Origin of the sequence: Flavonifractor porci (assembly GCF_037572415.1) — a bacterium.
Classification (GTDB): domain Bacteria; phylum Bacillota; class Clostridia; order Oscillospirales; family Oscillospiraceae; genus Flavonifractor; species Flavonifractor porci.
Genome location: NZ_JBBHLB010000004.1, coordinates 112,702 through 134,176 on the forward strand (window position 1 = coordinate 112,702; position 21,475 = coordinate 134,176).

The window sequence follows — 21,475 nt, forward strand, 5'->3', positions numbered from 1 at the left end:
TCCCTCCTTAACCCACAACAAGTTTATTTGTTTTCTTGAGAAACTTCGCTGGAATCGGCCGATCCAGCTGCCATGTAATATTCATAGGCCTGCTTCCATCATGCTTCACATAGTTGGCCGTTCCCAGGAAGGTATAGGCCGCTGCACCGCCTGTGAGCCGGTCCGCCTTGAACTCCCGGACAAACAGCAGCACTTTGCTGCCGCGCTCCCGGTGGTGAATGTATCGCTGCCCAGTGGGAGAGGCCGCCGCTGTAGTGCTCTGGCTCTGCCAGTGGAACAGGTTCTCGTTGATGGAGTAATCGTGATACATTGTGGTGGGCGAGTAGTCCTTATCCGCCTTATTCAGTGTCACAAAGAACACGTCCAGTTGCTTTTCCGGCAGCCACTTCACGCCCTCGCGCACCGTGGCTGGTTTCAGAAAATCCAGCGCCACCAGTAGCTGGTCCCGGGTATAGGTGCAGTGGAGGTCCAGCGGGCAGCCAAAGCCCAGATCCACCGGCTCGTCAATGAAGTCAATTTGCTCATACCGATAGCGGAGCAGGTTCAAAAGCTCACCCAGTAACACCGGGCTGTCCGACAGCGCGTACAGGTTATCCAGAACCTCATCGGATGTCCAACCCTCCGCCGCCTTGCCCCAAATGGTCACATAGAACATCTGGAGCATCCGCTGCTCCAACTCGCTCATCGCCGCGAAGTCCACATCGTCCAGACGGGGCAGCAGGTCCAGCATGAAGCGTATCCACCGCCGTGAGTCCACAACGGCCAACCGGCCAAAGGCTTTCGTGAGCACCTCCTCCAGCGGTTCGCTGAAATCCGGGATTACGTCCGCCCTGGCGCAGATGCGGGAGAAGGAGGAGAACCTGTAAATTGCCCTTGGGTCCAGGTGGTAATACTCCAGAAAGTTTGCCAGAGTCAGTTCCAGACCACTGTCCTCTGCAAAGCTGGCTGCTCGGGACACCAGCCCGGCGGTATTGCCGTAGGAGGCGCGGATGTTGTCCAGAATGTACTTGGCCGCCTTCTTCTCCAGCTGTATATAGCAGCCCTTGGGTGCGGAAACAAAGCCGTCTTTGATCTCCCGGGTCACGCTGCGGGTTGTGTTGGACAGCAAAGCGGCAAATTTATCCTCAAAGTTATACCGCTTGTTGGCCTGGCCGATAAAGTCCAGCACGGTCAGGCATTCCTTATCCTCTGCCAGCCGCAGACCACGACCCAGCTGCTGGAGGAAGATGGTCAGGGACTCGGTGGGCCGCAGGAATAGCACGGTGTTGACCTCCGGGATGTCCACGCCCTCGTTGTAGATGTCCACCACAAAGATGAAGCGAACCTCACCGCCTACCAGCTGCCCTTTGGCGGTTTTTCTTTCCTCGTCCGAGGATTTTCCGGTCAAGAAGATGGAAGGAATTCCGTGGCTGTTGAAATAGCGGCACATAAATTCCGCATGTTCGATGGACACGCAGAAGCCCAGGCCCTTCACCTCGTCGATGTCGGTTACATACTTGAGAAGGGAGGACACCACCAGGTCGGCGCGGCGGTTGGCCACGGCGCCGCTGAAGGTGTAAAGATTGGAAAGCTCCCCCTTATCGTAGCCGCCGGCACTCCATTTCAAGGTGTTCAGATCCACCGTATCGGTGACGCCAAAATACTGGAAGGGGCACAGCAGCTTACGGTCAATGGCCTCCGGCAGACGAATCTCGGCGGCAATTCGGTTGTTGAAGTAGGGCAGCACACTCTTGCCGTCCATACGCTCCGGGGTAGCGGTCAGGCCCAACAGGATTTGGGGCTGGTAGTAGGTCAGCAGCTTTTGGTAAGTGGGCGCTGCCGCGTGGTGGAACTCGTCCACCACGATGTAGTCATAGAAATCCGGGGTGGTTTTCGCGGTAAAATCCTGGGAGTTGAAGGTCTGAATGGACAGGAACAGATGGTCAATACTCTCAGGGCGATAATTGCCCACTAACAGCTCACCGAAGTTGGCGTCCTTCAAAATCGCCCGGAAGGTGTACAAACTCTGTCGCAGGATCTCCTCCCGGTGGGCTACAAAGAGCAGCCGGCAGGGCTTGCCAGGATGCTGCTTGCAAAACCGCTTGTAGTCCAAGGCGGAGATCACCGTCTTGCCGGTGCCGGTTGCGGCCACTACCAGGTTGCGGGTATAGCCCCGGACAGTGCGCTCGGCCTCCAGCTTGTCCAGGATCTCCTGCTGGTAGGAGTAGGGCGCGATATCCATGGTGTACACTTCGGCGTTGTTGGCGTCGAAGTATTTTTCTGCCTTCAGCGCCCGGGCCAGCCGCTCCTTCTGATCCTCGGAGTAGTACTCAAACTCACTGGAGTTCCAGTAGCTCTCGAAGGTGGCGGCGATCTTGTCGATGGTCTCCGGCAGATCCCGGCGGGTTACCTTCACATTCCACTCTAAGCCGCTGGAGATGGCGGCATTGGACAGGTTGGAGGAACCCACATAGGCCGTGGTGAAGCCGGTATCCCGGTAAAAGACATAAGTCTTGGCGTGGAGCCGGGTGCGCTTGGTGTCGTAGCTGACCTTGATTTTAGTATTAGGTAGGGCCCGCAGCTCCTCAATAGCCTTCACATCGGTTGCCCCCATGTAAGAGGTGGTGATGATCCGCAGCTCCCCTCCGTTTTGGGTGAACTCCCGCAGCTCATCTATCAAGAGCCGTAGGCCGCTCCACTTGATGAAAGATACCAGCATGTCAATGCGGTCAGCGGAGACGATCTCCTTTTTGAGCTCCGTGTACATCTGGGGCTCATGGATGGCCCCGGTGAACAGGCTGCTCTGGGCGATGGAGGTCTCCGGCCGGCTCAGTTCGGCAGCCGTTTTGCCCACCGCCAGGCGGGGATCTTGCTCCCGCAAAAGCGCAAGAAGCTGCTCTGCCCGCTGGTCAACGCTCAGCGCGGCAAAGTCAGCTTCCTGGGTCGTATTCTGGATGAGGGTTACAATCTGGTTGGCAAGGCTGATCTGTGTGGAGAGATCTCCGCCGTTGTCCACCACATTCTCCAGGCCCTTTTGCACCACATCCGCCAGATACTGCGCCAGTACCTTGGAGGCCTCCGCCTTGTCAATGGGCGCAACCGATTTGCGGGCATCGGGAATCTCCGAAAGCTCGTGGTGCAGGGCAGTATTGATGATTTGTTCGTAAAGGCCGGGAGACAGCATATTAATACCTCAAGTCAAATTATAATGTTCGCATTGCCTTGATAAAAAGAAAATTTTCATAGTCATCAAACAATGTCCGTATTGCCTGATAATGCTCTCTACAATATTGTTTTGATTCAGCAACAGACATATTGTTTAAAGCTCTATACTTTTCCTCTATACGCCTAATGGCATCAGTGGGAAATCCATATTCAATTAACGCTTCCCCTAATGACGTCTTAACTCCCGTTTCATAATATCTGCACACTTTTGATAACGAGAAATTTTCGACATTCACATTCTTTTTATTTGCTATAAAGGTGATAACGCTTTCGAAAAGTGACAATATTTTTGGAATTTTATGTTCCAAAATATCTCTCCGCGAATTAAATGCGTGGGAATAAGCATCATCCATAGTTTTGCGTTTTCCCTTTCGGTACATATCAATCTCATATTCGAGAATGGCCTTAAAGCCACCTGAATAATAACTGTTTGCAATTGCTGAAAATCGCTTTTTTGTGCGTTCGTCAATTAGCCCTGCTTTATAGTAGGTGTCAAGGATTTTTGAAATCCACCTAAATTGCAGAAAGTTTTCGACATCAACTGAATGAGCAATCCAGTTCGCATATTTGGAGAACTCCTCGTTTTCAATCAGAACTTCCGCTAATTTTTCTTGATTTTCCCGCGAAACAGTTCGATTTATAGCAAATATCTCTTTGGCCAATATAAAGTTTTTTGCCGTTTCTTCGCGCCTGGCTTTTTCCTCTTTGTTCCGAAAAGACAAGTCTTCCATATCTGCATTATCCAAATCGATTACACTAATAGATTTGTCAGAATATGTAACAAAGTCAAGTGATAGCGATTCGGAGTGTTCGATCTCAACAAGTTCTTTTGACACATAAAACACTCTACCCACAAAGCAATGATAATACCTTCCAGCCCGGCCTATAATGTTTTTGATGTCAAATGGAGTAAGTTTTTGCCCACCTTTGGATGCATTCAATATTATCATGTTTTGTGCATCAGTATTTACGCCTTCAACAATTGTTGATGTACAAAACATAATATCAAATGTGCCTTTGTTAAATTGATCCAAAACCTCCTGCTGAATGTATTTAGGAAGTTTTCCGTGATGTATGCCAAATCCTTTTTTAAGAACCTGAATAAAGCTCCATTCATCTGCAGAGTGATCAATATCATACTCTTTTTGGATATGCCGAATAAACATTTTAAAGCTATCCGGAAAAGTGTCATAAATCTCTTTGCCCATATTGCCGGCTAATTTAACAGAATATTCTGCAGCCTTTCTTGGTGAATTGCAATATAGAAGGGTTTTCCCATATTTTTTATTATCAATGTAAGAAACTACTTCTTTAATGCGGTCATTTATTTTTGTTCCAGAGGGAATTAAGCCTGTATTTTTTGAATCAGGCAAACATTCTGGCATCTTTTCTTCAATTCTTGTATTGTAGGCGTTGACAGCAATTCTCAAAGTAGGCTCAAAACTAATTTCTTTGACAGTAATCTGATTAGCGCTCAAAAAGCGTTTCATACCTATTCCAAAATGTTCTTGGGCTAAATTGGGACCTGCAAGATAATATTCATCAACTGTTTTAGCAAGTAAATATAGTGCTATTCTAAAAGTTTTTCCTCTGTCCTCATTGAGAAACTCTTGTGAAGAAACATCCGCCTTGGATTTCCGTGAATTTTTTAAACCATTCTTATCCTCGTCTTCTTCAGTGCCATCTGTACAATAATCTTCGTCAATTTTGTAAACTTCATCAAAGAAAAAGAAATCTATTCTCAAATTTGGAAAAGCTGCAATTAACTGTAGCGCACGCTCCGGAGTAAAAACAAATATGTAGTTCGTTTCATCATCAAGCGTCACATCGACGGTTTTGACAATTTGGTAATCCAGCTCATTATCCGAAACAAACTTCTGCATCATTCTGGCGTTTTCCAGTAGCAATGCGACAGTAGGAAAAACCAATAAAATATTGTGGTATCTGTCCTTATTTAAAAAAACAATTTCTCGCATTAAGAAAGTTTTTCCGTAAGAGGTCGGTGCACTAACAAGCAGTCTCCGAACTGTAAGATTTTGAAAAAGGTCAACCACCTCTTGTTGGCTTTTATCCAAAATATTATTTGGAGATACTTTCGATCGGTATAGATTAGTTATAGATGGTGCGCTAATGTTGCCCAGATGTCCTGTTGAAGGAAGCGGCTCCTCAGTGAGCTTATTTAACATGTTATAGCCAAAGACTCTCATTTTTTGCGATGCAATATAAAGGAGTTCAGCAATAATCTTATCATTCTTTAATGTTTCACTATCTGATACCCAGCAAACAAGATCACGCAATACATCAACAGATTTGGAATCGTCGGGATTATAGTTGTTTATCGCACATAGTAATTGACTAACATAATCCTGCATAGAATCCGCGCTCCTTATCTCTCAATCTTTCGACACTTTCTATGGGGAATACATAGAAAATAATTTCCGGAGTAATAAGTCCAAACGAATAAGAATGCCTTGCGTAATATTGCCGGATAGATTCAACTTCTACTTGAATTTTATTAAAGACATCTTTTGCCTCACTGTAAACGCTACTCTTCCCATATGCAAGCAAGCATGGAACTCGAATTTTAATATTACTTTTTTGAAAATGCTTGAGCAGCTCGGCTATACGACGAGAATCGTCTTCATCGCTCATAATTATATTAATTCGATTGATTGCATCCAAAATATCTTTTGCATCATCTGTAATCTCAACGCGTTTATCACAAATAAAGTAAATCTGTTTCGCTAAATACTCTTTAGTATATTTGGTTAAAAGGTCTTCACTAATACTGGACTTACAGTAATCCTTTTCTCCCAGTTTTGCTTGTCCAAGCCATAGAGTAATGCCTGTTTGATCCTTTGTAAAATATGTTAGATCATATCCTTTTATTTCATTGTTATCATTTTGTCTAAAAATAGTTCTTATAGCAAGCTTATACGCATTTGGGTTATACATTTGCACCAGCAAGTCTAATAAAGCTTCACTGGGTAAACCATCAGTTATGCCGGCTCGTTTGGGGAGTCGTTGTTTATAAGCATACCTTGCTGCCTTTTCCAAGGATTTGAACATATCTTCTTGGTAAAACCGGACAACCTCTTCCTCTCCAAAGGCATAAAACAGTAAATTATGGCGCATTAGCTCCGCCAAATCTTCTACAGCAGATTCCGAAACCGCATGAACATAGGGGTTGAACTGATAGCAATTTTTAGTGGGGCAAAACGAAAAAATAATGCCTTTACTTTTCTGAACAATTTCCTTATCAAACAGTTCTCGATATTTCTGCTGTAAAGACATTTTCCTCCGCTCCATTTCATTATTTTAAACTTTCCTCACGTTCTGGGCATATTTCTATGATGTCTTCAATCTGACAATTTAGTGCCGTACAAATCTTTAGGAGGATCTCTGTAGTGACATGACCGTTTCGCCCCATTTTAGTAACCGAGGCAGGGCTAATTCCTGCCTTCGCACACAGGTCTTTCTTCTTCATGTCTTTGTCAATAAGTAGCTTCCAAAGCTTTTTATAGCTGACTGCCATAAGAAGATTCCTCCATACTGATCAAGCAAAAATGCTCTGCCAGACGGCAGAGCATTTGGTTTATGCGATCATGCCGTCAAGATCTATTCCAACACCTGACAGCGTTGTATATAATGATAGCATATTCAGCAGAAATGCGCAAGAAAATCATGCATTCGCACGATTTTTAGTTTTTCTCAGAAAGACTCCCTGTAATTTCCATGACGGCAGGAGTACTCCATAATACTTTTCTATTTCTTTGTTTATGTGGTTCAGTTTTTGCGTCAGCCCATGTGGCTGCAGCACCGCTGGTTCTGGCAGCTCCAGAAACGTTACCTGGGGCGCGGTCACTGCGGGTGTTGGGTTCAGTGCGGGTACTTCTTGCCCGCTGTGTTTTGCGGTGACACAGCGGCCCACAGGGCGAAATTGGCGGTAATCGCTGAGGCCATAGCAATTTGTTTTTCATTCCGATTCCTCATTAGATACACAACGAGCGCCCGTTCTCCTGGTCCGACAGGAGAATGCGCGCTCGTTTTCGTCGTTGTGCAGTTCGATTGAGAGCCTCCACGCCAGTTCAAAGCCAGCCATAAAGCTGTCGAGGGAGGTCTGTTCTCTAATAGAATCCTGGGCATCGATGATCCGCAGCACCAGTCTTCGCTCTGGCTTTTCCAGAGCTGCGATCAACGCCTTGTGGCACTCCTCCACTTCGTTCTCCTGTTCGTCAAGCTCCGGGCGGACATAAAAGCAATCATACAGCTCTTTGAGCAGCTTGTTTTCCATCGTCATCATCTCCTTGCGACCCAAACATATACCACACCTTCCGCAGAATAGCTATTAGAATTTCAGGAGATTATCCAGAATGTCTGCCGCTTGCCGCAGTTCTTCCCGGGATGCTTCACTGGGGCTGTTTTCGCTTTTGGCGGTGTGGTTGGCCAGGTAGGGGGCGTAGTTCTGCCGCGTCATTGAAGTTCGGAAATGCCCCAGCATCTGAGAAACCTCTTTCGTGTCCATTCCGTTTTGCAGAGATAAGACGGCGCAAGTGTGCCGGAGATCGGCGAACCGAATATGATCCAGCCCGGCCTCTTTGATAATCTCATTGTGCATCCGGCGCACCATCTGGGGCGAGTAGGGCTTTTGTGTGGCCGGGTGCATGAATATGAGCGGGCTGCTGGGGTGCTTGGCGTGTTCCATGCTTAGGAGCTCAACCGCTTCTGCGGTCAGGCTGATGGTTCTGGTGCCGCCTTTGTACTCCACCAACTCCCGCCGCTCTACCGCGCGGCTCTCCGAGATGGTCAGCGTCCGCTCCTTTACATCCAAATCGCTCCACTTCAACGCAATTAGCTCTCCTTGCCGAAGCCCCGCCGTCAGCGCCAGCAGGAACATGGGGAGGTAGCCAAGCCGCTGGGCCGCGTCCAGATAGTCCTCTACCTCTGTTGGGGTCAGCACATTGGCGCTGACCTTCTTGGGCTTCGGATAGTGAAACGCACGGGCAGGATTGTCGTTTATCAGGCCATCCCGGATCGCTTGGTCCAGACATTGCTGGAGCAGCCGGTGGATGTGCCGCATGGTGTGTTCGCCCAGTCCTGGGTATTCGGGACTCTCCGGGCGGTGACCGCCAAAGCGTTTTCGCTCCTCCAGAAAATCTCCAACCTGTTCCGCAGTCAATTCCTCCAGCGGTATATTCCCCAAGCCGGGGAGGATATGGTTTTTGAAGAGATATCCATGAGCGGCGTATGTGGTCGGGCGGCTCTGATTCTTGTCATAGACCTCCTGCCAGTGAACGATGTACTCTTTCAGCGTCATATCCCCACCTCCATGCATTGGCGCTGCAGGTTCCGGAAGGCCACCCACGGCAGGCCGGCCTGTTTCAGTATCCGTTTGTGCAGGTAGTAGAACTCGTGGAGCTGATATGGCGCTCCGGTCTTGGGGTTGAGGAACACATAGCAGTCGGTTTCCGGTATCTGTTCCAGAAGATGTTCCGCCTTACGGTTGAGGACCAGCAGGTGCCGTCCCTTGAGGATATACCGGCAGCGGATATGAAAATCGGCCCACGACAAGGTGATGAGTTCACATTGCCGCAGGCCGCTGGATAGTCCTGTGTAGATGAGAGGGAGAACGCCAAGCTGTTCCGCTGCGTTCAGGTACCGCTGGAGCTGCCCCAGGCGCAATGGGGCCGTCTTACATTCCTCTGCCTGCGGCTCCTGGCAGAGCCGCACCGGGTTATAGCGAATGGCCTGGTCACGAGCCGCTTCGTCCATACAGCGCCACAGGAGCAGATGGACGCACCAGACACTTCTGGCGCTGAGTCCCTGGTGCCGCAGGCTGTCATAGAAACTGGTGACGGTGTCTTCTGACAGCCCCGCCAGCGGGATGCCCCCGATTCCGGGGAGGATGTGGCGGTAGATCAGGTTGCGGTATCCGCCCACGGTGCTGCTGCTCCATCTGGCCTGATTCTCACAGAACCAGCGGTCGCACCACTGGCCTACCGTGTAGCTGTTTTCGTTCTGCATATCGTCGCCTCCTTTTGGCAAACGAACAATATCACAGAAAGAGGAAAATAGCTACTGGAAAGAACGGAATATTTGCAGAAGAATGACCGCTTCCGAACGATGCCGCTTGTTGATTTTCTTTTCATTCTTGTCATATACTGATCACATGACAAGAATCCGATTCGGGATCAGATATTGGCTACAGTCAAATAGCGTTTCAGCAGGCAGGCGCAGAAGTAGGGGAAGGTATAGATGTCATCACTATACCCGATGTTCCCGCCGGTGAACTTAATACCGCAGTGAATATCCGCATACTTCTCACTGCTGATCAGGGTCCTCATGGACTTGGCAGTCCCGTTCTTGGCCTTCACCTCAACAGGGATCAGGGCGCTTGCCGTTCGGACGAAGAAATCCTGCTCCAGAGTAGAATCGTCCCGTTTATAGTAATAGAGTTTGTATCCCGCCTTGACCAGTGCTTCGCCAACCACATTTTCGTAAAGCGCGCCCTTATAGACTCCGAGGTTTTTGTTGGTCCGCAGATCCTCCTGGGCTTCTTCGTCCAGCATGGCCACAAGCAGGCCGCTGTCGGCAAAGTAGATTTTATACTTCGTATCGTCATAGTTGCCCTGAAGCGGCAGTTCCGGGAAATTCAGGCAGTAGCAGATATTAACCATTCCCGCATCGTCCAGCCATTCCACACATCCTCTATAGTCACGGAACCGAGCGCCGGAGGCAACTTTGGAGATTTGAAATTTCTTGTTGTCCTTGGCGAGCTGTGCGGGAATGTGATTGAATACATTCAAGATCCTGGCCTGGTCGATGCCTTCTGCATATTTTCGAATGTCCTCCTTGTAATCCGCGATCAGCTGTCTCTGTACCTCAAGCGACCCCTCGAAGGTACCTTTTACAATAAACTCACGAACAACAGCGGGCATTCCGCCCAGGATGCAGTAGTCAAGGAAGAGCGAGCTGCACACCGACATCTGTACCTCGTTGAAGGGCGTGAGATTGCGCATATGCTCCAGCATATCTTCAATGAAGGCATCGTCATAGCCTTTGGCCCACAGGAATTCCTCAAAATCCAGTGAGAACATCTCATAGTCAGACTTGTAGCCCACGCTGTTGCTCTCGATTTTCCGATAATTGATGCCCAGCATGGAGCCACTGCAGATCACATCGAACCTGCCGTCGATTTTGAAGAACTTCAGCGCTGTTGCAATTTCCGGAAACTCCTGTAGCTCATCAAAGAATATCAGTGTTTCGCCCTCAATAAATCGTTTGGACGGATCCATTCTGGAGATATTCTTGATGATGTCATCTGCTTTATATCCGTCCGCTGTGGATCATTTTATACTTTGGTTCTTCCACGAAATTGATGGTGATCACACTCTGGTAATTCATATCTCCGAACCGCTTGATTGACTCGGTTTTCCCCACCTGTCGGGGCCCCTTGACGATCAACGGCTTTCTGTCGGGGTTCGCCTTCCATTCGGCCAGGAATGCATCGATTTTTCGTTTCAAATAGAGCATTTCACCCGCCTCCTTCGCTACTATTATACCTATACCCGATAGAGAAATCAATCGAAATCACAAAAAATGAGCGAGTTTCTTTTTCGTCTGCACATTTTATGAGCGAGTTTTTGCAGCAGAACGCACATTTTTGGCTTCCGAGTAAAGGCATATCACACCGGGCTTTATTCTTTGTTTATGCGGCGCATTTCCTGCGCCGCTCCTCTGAGGCGATCCGGCCTGTTATCGCCACTCACCCCGGACGGAACTTCTTTTAAATACACAGAATCCAATCCCACACCCATCCCAAAAGGAGAAAGTTTTGCTTGAAACACGCAGGGCAAAAGAGTGTCAAAGAGGAACTGCTGGAGCAGAGGAAAGGGCTAAAGAGGGCGGTAGAGTGCCAGCTGAAGGTTCAGACACACGTTTGGGAGCAGGAGGCCCGGGGTTCGAGTCCCCGCACTCCGACCAAATTTCGCAGAAAAACCGCCTAAACAGGCGGTTTTTCTGCGTTTTGAGTTCGGTTTTTGCGGTTTTGGAGATTGCTGTTTTGTGGTGGTTCCAGGGGTGGAATAGCGGTCGGGAGATGAGTGAGCGCAGCGGCTGAAACAGCTAAATCCCTAACCCATCCCTAACGGGGAAACTTCCGCATTTTGCCGTTTCTATCGGTGCCGTTGTCGGCCACTCCTGATCGCATGTCTACGCTGCGTAGGTCGTGAAGCAGGATTTCTCCTGCTATAAGTCAATCTTCGACCTATCTTAAGTTCAATAGAGCGTCCACCAGTATTCGAACACTTTGCGATACTGGTTGCCCTTCTTCGATAGGCCGAAATACTTATGGACCTTTCGATTGGATCTTCGCTTCAGATACCGTTGACAATTGCTGGACTTCATATACTGAATGTGCAGTCCGGAATGAAGTAAGGTTCTTAATCTCTCATAGTCTCCCATGATATACCCCATATTGGGTGCGTACCTGCTGTGCTGAATGAGAAACAGAAGATGGTCTGAGTGCCTGACGCACTGGGTGCGGCGATATTGGCGGCCGGAACGTCGACCGCATCCGGGCTCGTTTTTAGTAGATCCCAAGATCTCGGCGATCCGCTTGTTTAACTCTTGCTCTGTCATAAGTCTTCCTGCTCTGTACGGTCCGGGTGATAGGGTTGACCCCGTGCCAGGAGCCACGCTGTTTCGCGTGGTATTCCCGCCGGGCTTTCTTACTGCGTTTGTCCAATGGAACCAACTGCGTCACAGCTGATCATCTCCTTCTTTTTGTCTTGGTGTGAGCAACCCAGAGGGCACAGCACAGCAATCGCTGGCTGATATACGGATGGTGCCGAGGATGTTCCAATCGCAGACTCCTCTATAACAATCTCATTACAAATGGCAAAGATCGCTTGCTATTTCAGAATATATCAGGTATGCTGAAGTACTCCGCTGAGGCGGAGATCATCCTGATGAATGGAGGCGATCCATATGTCCATGATTCAGTTTCCTGTCATCGATCCTGTGGCTACCGGGGCGAATATCTGCCGGCTCCGGAAGGAGCGCGGCCTGACAGTCCGAGATCTCCAGCGCTATTTCGGATTTGAGGAGCCGCAAGCCATCTACAAATGGCAGCGGGGCCAGAGCCTTCCCAGTGTAGATAACCTCTATGCACTGAGCGCTTTGCTCCAGGTGCCGATGAACGAGATCATCATCTCCACTTCTCATATCGTTTCTTGGGAGCAGCAGGCGGCCGCCTGCTGCTCAGGTCTTTCTATGAGGACATTTCTTCAGGTACAGTGGGCATGGCAGAATTTCAAAACCGCTTAGATCCTTATCCGCCTGTGCTCATAGGCCTGCCGCGATCCTGCCGGACGGCCGCAGCCCTTGGGTGAACAAGCGACTTCATAAATAGAATATCACGCCATTATGGCAAGTATCAGAGAAACGTAAGGGCGAATCCTGCTTTTGACAATGGATGTGTGTTAGAAATGGCAGTATTTCGGTGAACGAGGATGGAGGCGGCTGACGAGCCTTTCACAATGAGTTATGAGCTCATGTTGCATTCATCAGATGCAGTCCATTCTTTGCCGGGGAGTGCGCAGCATCATAATTCATCTGCGCCTGAACCGATCATCACTGCCTATCCATTCTGCCACGCCCACCACACCTGAAGGCGTGGTGACGGCATTTATGCGGCTGTGCTCTTTTCGATGAAATCGCTGAGGATGTCCTCAAAGCTGTCATTCATGTCAAAGGGCGGCTCATAGGATACCTCGGTGTTGACCAGACACTTGTCCAGGGACATGGAGATCTCGTCGGCCCTCTTGCTGAGCGCTGTGGCCATGCCTCGGATCTTGTTCCGGTCAAAGTCGATGGTGGTGACTTGCGTGGCATCACAGCGGTAGGAGACCTGGTTTCCCTCGCCGTTGAATCGGAAGCCAGAGCCTCCGCCGGCAATGGTCTTTTCGCTGTTGCGGAGCATGGTCATGTGGCGGAATGCCTCAGCCAACTCCTGACGCTGCCGGTTCAGGCCCACCTCGCTGTCCATATCCAAATCCAATGCGTTCTTGGCAGCATGGATAGCCCGGCACAATTTCTCCCGCTCCTCCAGCAGGGACATGAGGAAGGCGGCTACCTCGTTGGCGTGGCCGGCATACTCACTGGGAGCAGCTTCCTCCACTACGGCATCCTGAGTATCGGACATGACCTTGCTCCGAAGATGTGTAGTCTTGACCTTGACGATATTGCGCCGGTCCTGAAGGATGGCAGTGGCCTCACACATCAGGCCTTTCAGTTTATTCTGGAATCGAAACGCATCTTTCATATTCATGGATCATACCTCCCTATGTCACTCCCAGGCGGAACGATTTGATGGGTCAAGCATACTCCAAACTTGATCAGTTGTCATTGAACTGCTGGTTGAATATGGAGAGGTTTGCTTTTTCGCGCATTATAGGCGGTTCCGGCTTGACCTGTCCATTTCCGTGAAGCCGCCGATCTCCTCCGCCGCTCCTGGCTGCATGTCTACGCTGCGTAGGTTGTGAAGCCGCACTCCTCCTGCTATAATCTCGATAAAATCTTTGTACAGGAGACCAAACTCATGAACTTATATGTCACCGGCAACACCATCAAGCAGCTGCGGGAGCAGAAAAAGATGACGCAGGCAGAACTTGCAGACAAGATCGATGTCAGCAGCAAGACCATTTCCAAGTGGGAGACCGCCAAGGGGCTGCCGGATATCTCGCTCCTTGAACCGCTTTCCGCCGCCCTGGGTGTCTCTGTCATGGAACTCATGAAGGGTGATGCTGTTATCAATCAAAACAGATCTGCCAATCTGCTTCGCTCCAAGCTGTATGTCTGCCCCATCTGCGGCAACGTGATCCACACCCTGGGAGATACGGTCATCAGCTGCTGCGGTGTGTCTCTTCCGGCTCTGGAGGCTGAGGCTCCGGACGAACACCATGAGATCCAGATCGAGCCGGTAGAGGATGAGCATTTCATCACCGTCCATCATCCCATGACAAAATCCCACTACATTTCCTTTTTGGCCTATGTGACATCCGAAAAGTTTCAGATGATCAAGCTGTACCCGGAAGGAAACGCAGAGTGCCGTTTTCGTCTCCGAGGGCGAGGATACCTGTATTGCTACTGCAACCGCCATGGATTGATGGTGAAGCAGATCCGATAATCAGGTGCGATAAATACGAAACACAGTCAGAGTGCATCCCCTGCGGATGCACTCTGACTGTTCATATAGGGACTCCCTTTTACCCCACTCTCTCGAAGGGGATCACCTTGCACCGGTTCTCCTCCGGCGGGTCGGGCGGCTCGGGTTCCGGTCTGGCCGTGGCCGTTTCCATGAAGCCGCCGATCTTCTCCGCCGCACCTCTCTGCATCTCGTTGGTGATGTGCGTATAGGTATCCAGGGTAAACCCGGCGCTGAAGTGGCCCAGCATACTGGACAGGGTCTTCACATCCACGCCGCTGGAGAGTGCCATGGTGGCAAAAGTATGCCTCAAATCGTGGAAGCGCACGTGCTCCTCGATGCCGGCCATTGCCAGCAGCTTGCGGTTGATCCTGGACACCGCGTCCGGGCTCCAGTAGCCGCCGGTGCGGGGCGATGGGAACAGGATGGGGTTGTCGGGGTGCTGTTCATGCTCCCGTACCAGGATATCCACCGCCTGCTGGGACAGCGCCACCCTGCGGATGGAGTTCTTGGTCTTCGGCTCGGTCACCACCAGCTCCCCGTCGATGCGGGTGACCTGCTTGCTCACCGAGAGGATGCGATCCTTCACGTTCAGGTCATCCCACAGGAGCGCCAGCAGCTCCCCCCGCCGCAGGCCACTGGACAGTTCCAGGAAAAACATGGGCAAGACGCCGTACTTCTCCGCCTCGCTGAGGTACACTCCAAGTTTCTCCGGTGGGATGATGGTCATCTCCCTGTGCTCTTTGCGCGGGATGCGGCAGTTGTCGCAGGGGTTGTAGGGGATGATCCGCTCCTTGACCGCCTGCTTCAGCGCCGAGGAAAGCACCATGTGGATGCGGCGCACCGTGCTGCCGGACAGGGCCGCGTTGGTCTGCGTATCAAACCGCTGTACCCGCCCGCGGGCCTTGGAATCGTTGTACATCTGCTGGATCTGGATGGCGGTGAGCCGCTTGAGCTTGACCATACCAATGGCCGGCACGATGTGATTCTCGATGATATTCGCGTAGGTCTTGGCGGTGTTGGGGCGGATCACCGGCTTGCTGTAAGTCTCAAACCACAGCCTGCACCACTCCGCCACGGTGTAGTCCTCGTTGTGATTCATCGGGATGCCCCGGTTGTCCCGGATGGCCCGGTTCAGCTTTTCCTTGCATTCGGCCTGTGTCTTGGCGGACACGCTTTTCTGGATGGCCCGGCCGGTGATGGGGTCAACTCCCAGGGTGTATCTGCCCTCCCAGCGGCCGTTGGGCTTTCTGCGGATGCTGCCCTCGCCGTTTGCTCGTTTCTTTGCCATTTTTCATCCCTCCTTGGCAACACAAACAAATACCACAGAATCCCGGGAATAGCTACTAAAATATTTCCGTCTTTTTGGCCGCCTGCTCCTCGATCCACGCCATGAGCTTATCACGGGGGACGATGATCCGGCTGCCCAGGGTGATGGTGGGGAAATCCTTCCTGTGGGCCACCTCGTAGGCGTGGGCCAAGCCAATACCCAGCACATCGGCCACATCCTGCACGGTCAGCATCAGGGGGAGTTCATTGAAAGAGTTATACTTGGATCGTTTCATCGGATTCCTTTCTACCCTTCCTGCGGAAGGGATTTTATTCTTTGTTTTGCGGCCCATTTTCTGCGCCGCTTACATGGTCATTTCGGGCTGCTGCTCCTCATGGTCATCCGGCTTGTGGCCCTGGGCGATCTTCTTCTCCCGCAGCTTTCTGAGCCGCTTGCGGTCGATCTGGATGCTGCCTGGATTGGCAGGATGGTATACAGGTTGTTGCCATTCTTCTTCATTCCCTTGCTGTCAATGTAGGAGGTATTCTACACGGTGATAAGCTGCCTGTCCGCCGACTTTGTGATGTGCTTCATAACAGTAGCCACCGTGAGATGTACCGCAGCAGCAATGGTTCGGTTGCTGGGGCTGCACTGATGGGTTCTGCGGTCTTCGCAGTAGGGCAGGTAGGCATAGACCGTGATAGCGCCGTGACCGCTGTTCAGGAAGAACAACTCATTGGGTAGATAGAAAAAGTTCTTACTGTTGCGCTCGCGTACCGGAACCATGTTTTGATCCAACAGTCCGCAATAGTTGAGTTCAGAGAGTTGCTGCCGCGGCCATGTCTTTGCTCATGTGTGACCAGCATACAACTGTCTGGTTATGTGTTCCTCTCATACGCCCGGCGATTCGGTTGAGACTTTCCGTTCTACGCTGACTGGCTGCCAGCGCCTCCCTTTGCTGGGTGTAGTGTGTTTATATGCAATAAATTGTATTTTAATGATGGCGAAACAAATATTCTGCACCAATACCTAAACTTAACAACTGCATTCCTTTTGCCATAACGTGAACATAGCGTGAACATAGCATGAAACAGATTTGACATAGTTTTCAAATTTCCTCTGATTCTCTCCTATATCCTTATTGGGTCCTTCGTATTCTTTCGACATACGCTTGGCAGAAAAACGGAGCATCTGCTTTGTCGCAGATGCTCCATTTAAGGTTGTGCTACTTCACTTTTGTTATGGGCTCCGTATTCGACATTTTCCTTCCGTCTTATCTTGCTCCTCCAGGAAATGGGTAAGAGCAGAGGAGGACTCCTTTATGTGCACATATGCTCCCGTCAATCCCACCAGAAGTACCAAACAGTGGACTGCCGCAGCACATCTGCCAAAACGCCCACGGTGGCTTCTTCGGATCCCTGGTCAATCACATCGGGGCAAAAGCTGTAGAGCTCCACCGCTATATCCATGGCTTTCTCCTGAGGAACAGGAGCCGGGAGCAGGAACTCCAGTTCATCGTGGGTCATAACTGCGGGCACCGCGCCATACTGCTCAAACCAGTATTTCGCCACTGCCATTAACTCAGGCGTGTTGGGACATTCATTCCAGCCACCAAAGGGTAACCAGGCAAAAATCTCCCAAGGATTCTTCACCGGGATTTTGGCCAGAATGAGTGGGTAGGTCGTACCAGTGTCAGAATTCCAGTAGCTTGAAAAACGACGGTTATCATATCCGCCCTCCATCTCGCCCAGGATATCCTCATCCCAGTCCATATCATCATCCTCGGCTTCTTCCTTGCGCTGCCCAATCATTTCCTCCAGAACTGCTTTACTGTTCTTGATGGGGGCGGAGAGCATTTTCTTCCGGTATGCGGCAACTTTGTCCGGGTCGAAAGCATAGTCGTCCTCGCCATCGCTGTCCGGGTCAGAATTCATAATCAGGCATTCCCACAGGATTTCGTCATCCGCCTTAATCAGAACCGGCACAAAGCCCTCTTTGACACTTTCTCGTTTGGCATAGTTGTATGCCGACATGATGGGGTCATCATCCGTCATTGAGGGGAAATAGGTACATTCACAGTCCAGATATTCCATCATGGCTTCCGCAAGGTCTGAAGGCTCCAGAGTGGCCTCATCGAAACTCTGTCCCCGCCAGTTGGCGAACCGCTTTTCCATGACTTTTGCCATAGCCTGATAATAGTTTTCATCAAATGGGATGAACAGATAGGCTTCATCCTGGAACTGATCGGAATAATATTGCTCTGTACCGAAATACTCCAAAGCATAGTTATCAATGTCGCTGGGGAAGTACGGGCTATCCGCCTCGCCATAGTAATATCCAGCAAAGGCTGCGCCCTCCTTGTTGAACAGCGCCCCAAAGAGCTGTCCTTTCAGCTGGTCCCGGATAAAGCCACGCAGATCGGCGCGGCTCAGATCTGCCATAAACGGCTGCACCTGCTCCCAGTACCGCTCCATAAATTCCGCGCTCATCAGATCATGCTCCATGCACCAGCGCAGATAGATTGCCATGTGGTTGTAGGCATTGATCTCATCCACCGGCAGGCCCTTTTCCTGAATGGATTTCAGGTGCCAGGCGGCATCGTCCATATCGCCGGTGAAATCCTCCTCTACAAGCGTTCCTCTGGCGATGGCATTCTGGCGGGTGGGATTGACCACAAAACTGATGCCTGCCATCTTTTCCAGCAGAGCGTCCGCATCATGCTCCAGTTTATACTTCAGTTCGTTCCGATAAAGAGGAATTACCTGATAGAAGTTGACCTCCTCGCCGCTGGGCAAAGTGCAGACCTCGCCTCCGTTCCAGACAACATCCTGCGGGCCCACCAGAAGTGCGCCGCAGAGTGTCGTGTTCTCCGCAAACGGCGACTGCTTGTCCATCGTGTGACCAAAGCCCAGCCAGGTATCGTTGGAAATGGGCAGGCGGGCCAACACTTTCAAGAGGCCAATAGGCCAGTACCACCGCTCATCCTTCAGGGATTCCTCATCCAGTTTCCAATCCGGCGGCAGAGCGATGGCCAGCTCTGCTCGCTCCAGCTTGTATTCCGCCAGTTCCTCCGGCACATTCATTCGGTGGGCGCCCATGCCCATCGTCACCAGCGTGTAGTAGTTCCGCTCCTCAGAAGGCGGCACCATGCAGATGTCCACATGGATGTCAGGGGAAACCAGCTCATGGAACACATTCTCAAACTCACCAAAGGTGTTTTTGATGTGCTGCTCTATCGCAGACATCTCATCCTCCGAATAAACCTCCGGCTCACTGCTTTTTCTTGAGGACCAGAAGGCATCCGCCTTTGTGCCGTCTGGATTCAGAAAAATCTGAAAATACTGATCGTCTCCCGGCTGCTGATAGACAAGGCTGATGCGGCGGGCCTGGTCCACAAGCGCCGCCGTCAGAACGCCCTCTGCTTCCTCTTCGGGAGTGTGGGTCAGCCATTCCCCGCTGTCCAGCCGTTCCTTGAGCTGCCGCAGCCAGTCAGCCCCCATCTTGGAGAGTCCGGCTTCGTTCATACGGAAGGAGAGCTCCACCAGATGTTCCTTCACCGGGTATTGGAACTCACAGCAGGGGGCATTTTTCTCATAGCCATACCGCTCAGGGCTGAATAACTCATAAAATTCGGCAAGTCCTGCTTCGTCTACTCGAATACAGGCCAAGGCACGCTGTTTATCATCAGCATCCTCGTCCAGTCCCTGCTGGAGCATTTGGTCGGCACCGGGGTTGATCCAATGGTATTCCATCTCTTCCAGGGTGGCTCCGGCTTTGATCTCTTTTTTTAAGGTCAGAAACTCATAATCGCCCGGTTCCAGTTCCAATCCATGCTCGACGGCATCCAGCGCACCGGCTTGATCGCCAAAATGCGCCCGCAGTTTGCCCACTTGCAGCCAGATCCAGGGGTAGTCCGGCTCCTCCAGAGCGCCCCGCTCCGCATATTCCAGTGCTTCTTCCAGCCTGCCGCAATACATCAACGCCACAGAATACCGGTAGTACCAGGTAGCGCAGCCTGCGGCGTTTTTCTCCGAATCCTTCATCCATTCCATAGCACGATAGTAGTGGATATAGTCATCCAGATTGTTGCAGGCGAATGCGTACCAGAGGGCGATTTGCAAATCCTGATGAGCCTGTTTTTCGCTGAATCTTCCTTCTTCCACGCCGTTTTTGATAAAATCCTCCAGCCAGTGGAGCATTTTCCCAAAGTAACCGGAAACTCCTTCATCAAAGGATTCCAGTGTTTCAATATCCTCTGTCGAGAGCAGAGAGTCAGTTTCCTCATGAATATCAGGCTCCGGTTCCTTCTCATCCAGCAGTGGTACGCCGCCCACATCCCGCCGGAATGCGTGAAAGTGAGCATAGGGCAGGTCGCTTCTCTCAAAGAATGCCTGCGCCGCTGTTAGTACAGCCGGTAGATCCCAGGCAATGAAATCCAGATACCCGCAATACAGACCAGTAGCCCCACCCAGGAAGGTCACAGCTTCCGCTCCCGTATCCCGCAGGATGGCATCCCGCAGATTATCCCGGAAGTCCAGAATGGCTTTGCTTTGCTCTTCGCCGGTAAAGCCAGACAGCGGGTACAGGAGGAATCCAGCGGCGATGCCATCACGATGGTACTCGTCCACCATATCGGTACGGGCAGTCAGATAGTCGTTGATGAGCACCGGCAGGCGGCAGCTTCCAGTATAGACATCCAGCCGCCAGTCGGCTTCCGGATCTTCCACCGGTTCCAGTTCATAAGCAAGATAACTGTTTTCCAGATAGTCGCTGCCATCCCTCCAAAGGGAGAGTCCCATACTTTGCAGCAGCTCCGGCAATTCAGAAAGGAGCATGGCCGGTTCGTCTTTCGGCTGAGCGTAAACATCAAACCCAGCAACAAAGGCGATCGCGGAAACTTCTCCGATGGTTTGATCCACCAGCATAGAGAGGGCCCACCAGACCTTGTCTGTGTCCTCTTTCAAGATCGGAGTCAGTTTTTCACAGCAAAGAACCAGACTTACCCGCTGATCTTCTGTTTCCTCTGCCCACATCTGCACATCCTCGGCCCGAACTTCGATCTCTCCAGCCCGCAGCTCGAACCCCTCGCAGGGCTGGCGGCCTACCCAGATATTCCAGTTCTTCAGCACCGATTCCGGGGCCTGCTGCTGGAAGTACACGAGCGGGAACAGGCGGGAGCGAAGACCCTCTGGACTGAGGATCAATTCATACTTTTCGCCATTGAAGCCCAGCTCAAAGGAAGTATCACGCAGAGCTGTTTTGAGTGCGTTACCGCATGTTTCAATCAGTTCGTCGCCGCGCTGGCGGTTTTTGTCGGTATCCATGATTTGACGCAGCGACCCCTCAATCTGACTAAAGGCCGCCCATGCTTCCTGCGTCCTTTCCCGGAAGTTCTTTTCAAAGCGGGGCAGGGACAAACGACGGCGGCAATCGTCTATGTACTCCTGGGTATCTTTGTCTCCAGGGCGGGCTTTCAGGGCCTTTTCAAAGTAACGCAGGGCGGGGCATTCCTCATCCAGGTAATAATAAGCGGAGGCAATCCGATAATTCCAGCAGTGATCGCCCGCAAAATACTCCTCATGGGGAGCCAGAAGTTCCAGCGCCTTTTCAAAAGGCTCCCGTTCTCCTATATGTGCAACGGCAATATATGCCTTGGCCAATTCGCTGTCCAGTTCCGGGGTGCGCTCCTCGGCAGGAATCGCTTCCAGGGCGTCGATTACCTTCTGCGCTTCATCCTGTTCAAACCATTGCTGGCATTGTTTCAATAAATCCATATCAGTGCCTCCTTACTTCAG

General features: G+C 51.0%; 16 protein-coding genes. 2 read left to right on the forward strand and 14 right to left on the reverse strand.

Features of this window, described 5'->3' with window-relative positions:
• Positions 1-7: 7 nt before the first annotated feature.
• From WHJ28_RS04515 to WHJ28_RS04555, 9 genes are all read right to left on the reverse strand, one after another.
• Entirely contained in the window at positions 8-3,163 is a 3,156-nt protein-coding gene (locus WHJ28_RS04515) for a DEAD/DEAH box helicase (RefSeq protein ID WP_340040071.1), read from the reverse strand.
• Between the two features lie 19 nt (positions 3,164-3,182).
• Complete coding sequence (locus WHJ28_RS04520; RefSeq protein WP_340040075.1) at positions 3,183-5,576, reverse strand: helicase-related protein; 2,394 nt, start codon at positions 5,574-5,576, stop codon at positions 3,183-3,185.
• Complete coding sequence (locus WHJ28_RS04525; protein WP_340040078.1) at positions 5,560-6,498, reverse strand: Hachiman antiphage defense system protein HamA; 939 nt, start codon at positions 6,496-6,498, stop codon at positions 5,560-5,562. Before WHJ28_RS04525 ends, WHJ28_RS04520 begins: the two co-directional genes overlap by 17 nt.
• A 19-nt stretch (positions 6,499-6,517) precedes the next feature.
• Positions 6,518-6,739, reverse strand: a complete 222-nt coding sequence (locus WHJ28_RS04530) for a helix-turn-helix domain-containing protein (RefSeq protein ID WP_340040081.1) — start codon at positions 6,737-6,739, stop codon at positions 6,518-6,520.
• 441 nt (positions 6,740-7,180) lie between these two features.
• Positions 7,181-7,498, reverse strand: coding sequence for a DUF6809 family protein (locus WHJ28_RS04535; RefSeq protein ID WP_340040084.1), 318 nt, complete (start codon positions 7,496-7,498; stop codon positions 7,181-7,183).
• Between the two features lie 54 nt (positions 7,499-7,552).
• A complete protein-coding gene (locus WHJ28_RS04540; protein ID WP_340040087.1) occupies positions 7,553-8,521 on the reverse strand; it encodes a tyrosine-type recombinase/integrase in 969 nt (322 codons plus the stop codon).
• Entirely contained in the window at positions 8,518-9,228 is a 711-nt protein-coding gene (locus WHJ28_RS04545; protein ID WP_340040090.1) for a tyrosine-type recombinase/integrase, read from the reverse strand. The genes WHJ28_RS04540 and WHJ28_RS04545 overlap by 4 nt, the downstream gene beginning before the upstream one ends.
• Positions 9,229-9,395: 167 nt before the next feature.
• Complete coding sequence (locus WHJ28_RS04550; RefSeq protein ID WP_340040093.1) at positions 9,396-10,499, reverse strand: ATP-binding protein; 1,104 nt, start codon at positions 10,497-10,499, stop codon at positions 9,396-9,398.
• A gap of 31 nt (positions 10,500-10,530) precedes the next feature.
• Positions 10,531-10,737: an AAA family ATPase gene (locus WHJ28_RS04555; RefSeq protein WP_340040095.1), complete on the reverse strand. Its 207-nt coding sequence runs from the start codon at positions 10,735-10,737 to the stop codon at positions 10,531-10,533.
• Positions 10,738-12,192: 1,455 nt separating this feature from the next.
• Between WHJ28_RS04555 and WHJ28_RS04560 the strand changes: the two genes are divergently transcribed.
• On the forward strand, positions 12,193-12,531 hold the full coding sequence (locus tag WHJ28_RS04560; RefSeq protein ID WP_340040098.1) for a helix-turn-helix domain-containing protein: 339 nt from the start codon (positions 12,193-12,195) through the stop codon (positions 12,529-12,531).
• A gap of 361 nt (positions 12,532-12,892) precedes the next feature.
• Here the strand turns inward: WHJ28_RS04560 and WHJ28_RS04565 are convergent, their stop codons facing one another.
• Complete coding sequence (locus WHJ28_RS04565; protein WP_340040100.1) at positions 12,893-13,534, reverse strand: hypothetical protein; 642 nt, start codon at positions 13,532-13,534, stop codon at positions 12,893-12,895.
• 270 nt (positions 13,535-13,804) lie between these two features.
• On the opposite strand from WHJ28_RS04565, the gene WHJ28_RS04570 reads away from it, so the two are divergent.
• Complete coding sequence (locus tag WHJ28_RS04570; protein ID WP_087335655.1) at positions 13,805-14,392, forward strand: helix-turn-helix domain-containing protein; 588 nt, start codon at positions 13,805-13,807, stop codon at positions 14,390-14,392.
• A gap of 79 nt (positions 14,393-14,471) precedes the next feature.
• On the opposite strand, the gene WHJ28_RS04575 is transcribed toward WHJ28_RS04570, so the two are convergent.
• From WHJ28_RS04575 to WHJ28_RS04590, 4 genes are all read right to left on the reverse strand, one after another.
• Complete coding sequence (locus tag WHJ28_RS04575; protein ID WP_340040109.1) at positions 14,472-15,701, reverse strand: tyrosine-type recombinase/integrase; 1,230 nt, start codon at positions 15,699-15,701, stop codon at positions 14,472-14,474.
• Between the two features lie 55 nt (positions 15,702-15,756).
• Positions 15,757-15,975: a helix-turn-helix domain-containing protein gene (locus WHJ28_RS04580; protein WP_087170142.1), complete on the reverse strand. Its 219-nt coding sequence runs from the start codon at positions 15,973-15,975 to the stop codon at positions 15,757-15,759.
• 251 nt (positions 15,976-16,226) lie between these two features.
• Entirely contained in the window at positions 16,227-16,466 is a 240-nt protein-coding gene (locus WHJ28_RS04585; RefSeq protein ID WP_340040117.1) for a hypothetical protein, read from the reverse strand.
• A 554-nt stretch (positions 16,467-17,020) separates the two neighbouring features.
• A complete protein-coding gene (locus WHJ28_RS04590) occupies positions 17,021-21,454 on the reverse strand; it encodes a suppressor of fused domain protein (protein ID WP_340040119.1) in 4,434 nt (1,477 codons plus the stop codon).
• Between the last annotated feature and the right edge of the window lie 21 nt (positions 21,455-21,475).